The 3,740-nt window shown below is 65.9% G+C and carries 4 protein-coding genes and 1 pseudogene; all 5 read right to left on the reverse strand.

Annotated elements, in window-relative coordinates:
* Nucleotides 1-57: 57 nt before the first annotated feature.
* Nucleotides 58-375: a hypothetical protein gene (locus N7333_RS24130; protein WP_011920496.1), complete on the reverse strand. Its 318-nt coding sequence runs from the start codon at nt 373-375 to the stop codon at nt 58-60.
* Nucleotides 359-757, reverse strand: a complete 399-nt coding sequence (gene fliS, locus N7333_RS24135; RefSeq protein ID WP_011920495.1) for a flagellar export chaperone FliS — start codon at nt 755-757, stop codon at nt 359-361. Before fliS ends, N7333_RS24130 begins: the two co-directional genes overlap by 17 nt.
* The gene (gene fliD, locus N7333_RS24140; RefSeq protein WP_129483270.1) at nt 757-2,052 is read right to left on the reverse strand and encodes a flagellar filament capping protein FliD; all 1,296 of its coding nucleotides are present in this window, start codon (nt 2,050-2,052) and stop codon (nt 757-759) included. Before fliD ends, fliS begins: the two co-directional genes overlap by 1 nt.
* Nucleotides 2,053-2,407: 355 nt before the next feature.
* A complete protein-coding gene (locus tag N7333_RS24145) occupies nt 2,408-3,304 on the reverse strand; it encodes a peptidoglycan DD-metalloendopeptidase family protein (RefSeq protein WP_011920493.1) in 897 nt (298 codons plus the stop codon).
* Nucleotides 3,305-3,451: 147 nt separating this feature from the next.
* Nucleotides 3,452-3,740: pseudogene (locus tag N7333_RS24150) on the reverse strand (response regulator); the annotation flags it as partial.

A 3,740-nucleotide genomic window follows, 5' to 3' on the forward strand; every position in this document is an offset into this window, starting at 1 on the left:
GACAGCGGAACCGCTCAGGCTGACCTGGACGCTCGGATTGATCGACTGCAACACGCTTTATCTCCCACCTTGAAACTGATCGACGCGCAAATAGGCGCTGCGCCCTTCGGCGTACTCCAGGTGCCTGAGCAGCAGCTGCCGCACCCGTTCGCATTCTTGCGCGCAGGCGATGCGCGCCTGTCCGTGCAGCTGCTGCAGACGCCGCTTGGCCTCGCGCACTTCGTCACTCAGCGTCGGCAGCCCGGCCAGCAGCTGCAGGCACGAGCGGATCAGCGCATCGATCTCGCCGATGCGCGTCCAGTCGCCCTGCTCCAGCGCCTCGGCCAGCTGGCCGTGCAGGTGCTGCAGGGCGCGCAGCTCACTTGCGCGCGGCATTCACGCCTTCCCAGCCCTCGCGCAGCACGCCGAGCAGGCCGACCACTTCGTCGAGGCCTTCCAGCGACAGGCTGACGCTGACGTCGGAGAGGCGGTAGATGCAGTAGTCGTAGAGGCGCGCCAGGCCCTGCACCAGTTCGCCGCCGTTCTCGTAATCGAGGGCGCTGTTGAGACCGCCGAGGATGTTCAGGCACTTCTCCAGCGACTGGCCCTTCTGCTGGTAACGCTTGGCCTCGATATGGCCGCGGGCGCGAGCCAGCTCGTCGAGCAGGCCGTCGAACAGCACCAGCACCAGCTCGTAGGGCGAGGCCGCGGCGGCGCGCGCCTCGAGGTCGACGGTGCGGTAGCTGTCGTAACTTTCGTTGAGGTTGTAGGCACTCATCAGAACATTCCGTAGGTCTGCTCCATCGCCGCCATGGTCTGCATGAGACCGGTGTACTGGCGGAGATAGCGGCTGTAGTAGGAGTCGTACTGCTTCTGGATGTTGTCGAACTGCTGATCGACGCGGCGCAGCTGGGTGTTGAGGGTGTCCTTGCGGTTGGTCAGCAGGCCACCGGCGCTGCTGGTGTAGACCGCCAGATTCTTGTCCAGGGTGTCGAGCAGGTTGCCCTTGTCGGTGAACAGCTTCTCGAAGCCCTCCGGGTTGGCCGCCACGGCCTTCTCGAAGCGCGCGTTGTCGATGGTCAGCTTGCCGTTGCGGTTGGCGACGATGCCGAACTCGGTGAGGCTGGCGCCGCCGAACGAGGTGCGCACCAGCTGGTTGAGCATGGTCTCGATGGCGCGCACGCTGGCATCGCCGGCCAGGGGGCCGCGCCCGCCACTCTCGCCGCCGCTGGCGGTGAGCGAGTCGAAGCTGGTCATCAGCGCGTTGAAGGCGCTGACGAAGGTCTGCGCCTTCTCCTTGGTGGCCTTCTGGTCCTGGCCGATCTCGATGGTCAGCGGCGTATCGCCGGCCTTGTGCGCCTTGCTGAAGGTCAGGCTGACGCCGTCGATGATGTTGTCGAAGGTGTTGCTGGTGCTGCTCAGCTCGATGCCGCCCTCACCGCCCAGACGCACGATAGCGTCCCTGGCCACGGAGAGCTCCTGGCGACCGGCCACCGCGCCCTGGAAGGCGGCGTTGCCGCCGGCGCTGAGGCTGATGGCCTGATCGGCGCCGGTCTTCTCGCTGGTCAGCACCAGGTTGACCTGGCCATTGCTGCGCACCAGGGTCGCCTTGACGCCGGTGTTGTCGCCGGCGCCGTTGATCGCCGCGGCCAGCTCGTCGAGGGTGCTCACTGCGCCCAGGTCGATCTCGAACGAATCACCTCCCTGGCCGATGGTCAGGGTACCGCTGCCCAGGTCGCCATCCTGCAGGCCCTGCAAGGCGAGCTGACTCTTGCTGGCCAGCTGCTGGACGAAGAAATCGTAACTGCCGGCCACCGCCTTGCTGCCCACCGTAGCGCTGGCGTACCCCTCCTGGCTGAAGCTGGCGCTGTTAACCAGCATGCTGCTGCCGGCCAGCTTGAGGCCGCTGGCGGCGCTCTTGAAGGTTTTCAGCGCAGTATCCAGGGTCGTCAGCGCGCTGAGCTGCGCCTTGTACGCCGCCTGGTTGCGGTTGGCCTTGGCCAACTGGCCCTGAATCTCGTATTTGGCCAGTTGGGTCGCCATGCTTTGTACGTAATCTGAATCGATAGCCATAGTCGGACACCCGTTTTCCTGAGTGATAGCAATAGCGGTGCCAACAGCTGAAACCCTTGATCTAGAGGGCTTTCGGCGATCCGCCAGGTGAAAGATCCTTTCCGCTCGTGCGGCGACGGACGCCAGGCGGAAGGCCGACTTCCGCCTGCGTCGCGCAGACGGCGGACGTGTCCCTTACACAGGCGACATTAGGAGAGGGCGGCTTAAGGACCGCAGGGTGTCGCGGGGCCGCCCAGGCCGCGCGCACCGCTGGCGATCCGCAGCGATGACGAAGGGGCGCGGTGTGCACGCGGACGCCATGCAGGATGCGCAGGCATCGCAGGACCAGGCGAGATGTGGGCCGAAGCCCGCGGGGCTATTCGCCGCCGACGGCGAAGTTGGGCAGGCTGTTGACCGGCTGGGCGAAGTTGAAAGGGATGGATTCGACCGCCAGGCCGACATTGCGCTGCACCACGAAATGCAGGTGCGGGCCGGTGCTGTTGCCGGTATTGCCGGAACGGGCGAGCAGATGGCCGGTCGCCACGCGCTGGCCCTCGCGCACGGCTACCGAGCCCTTCATCAGGTGCAGGTAGACGCCCATGGTGCCGTCGTCGTGCAGGATGCGCACGAAGTTGCCGGCCGGGTTGTTGCCGCGCCCGCTTTGCTGGTTCTCGGTCTTGATCACCACGCCACCGCGCGCGGCGACGATGGGCGTGCCCTCGGGCATGGCGATGTCCACCGCGTAGCGGCCCTTGGGGGTGAAGTGGCTGTAGGTGCCGTTGGCGCCCTGGGTCTGGCGGAACGGGCCCCCGCGCCAGGGCAGCGGGTAACGATGGATGCTTGGCTGCAGGCGCGGATCACCGAGGGCATAGCGCAACCTGGGCTTGTAGCGCAGCGGCTTGGAGGCGTCCTGCGGGGCGAGGGTGGCCAGGCGGATATTGCTGCGCGGCGGCAGCACCCAGCGAATCGGCTTGTCCGGCGCACCGATGGCGTTGTCCACCTGCTCCAGCTTCAGCTCGATTTCCACCGGGGCGTACAGGTCGTTGCGGATCAGCAGGGTCTCGCCGGCTTCGTGCTTCTTGGTTTCCAGCTTCACCTGGTTGTCCAGGCGCTCGACCATGCGGTCGTTGAACACGAACACCTGGGCGCCGGGCGCGGCCTGATCGCTATAGGTCACCACGCCGTTCTTGTCGACGTACTTGTAGATGGTCAGGGCAGCGGCCTGGCCGCTGAAGGCCAGCAGACTGCAGAGAAAGAACAGACGCCCTAGCATAAGACTCGGATCTAATGGTTTTTTGATATCCGGGTTAGCAAGACTAGCAGCGCACCACGCAGCGCGCGAGACACCGACCGTCAGGCTGTGATGCGGCTCACCGCCATTGGTCGGCCGGGTGCGAAAGGGCCCCGAATTGCATCCGGGCTACGCGCCGGGGACGAAGTGCTTCTGCGCGGTGCCGCGAGCGATCAGGCGCGACAGGTAATCGAGCTTCTGCGGGTCGCGGTCGACGAAACGGAAGGTCAGCTGCAGCCACTCGCTGTCGGGCTTGGGCTCGAAGGCCGCCACCGCATGCAGATAGCCGTTGAGTCGCGCGGTTTCCGCCGCCTCGCCCTGTTCCAGATCGAGCACCGCGCTTTCCAGCACCTGCGGCAATGGCTCGCCGCGCTTGACCACCAGCAGGGCCTCCTTGAGGCTCAGCGCCTTGATCACG

Source organism: Pseudomonas sp. GD04158 (assembly GCF_029834875.1).
In the GTDB taxonomy this organism is placed as follows: Bacteria; Pseudomonadota; Gammaproteobacteria; order Pseudomonadales; family Pseudomonadaceae; genus Aquipseudomonas; species Aquipseudomonas hydrolytica.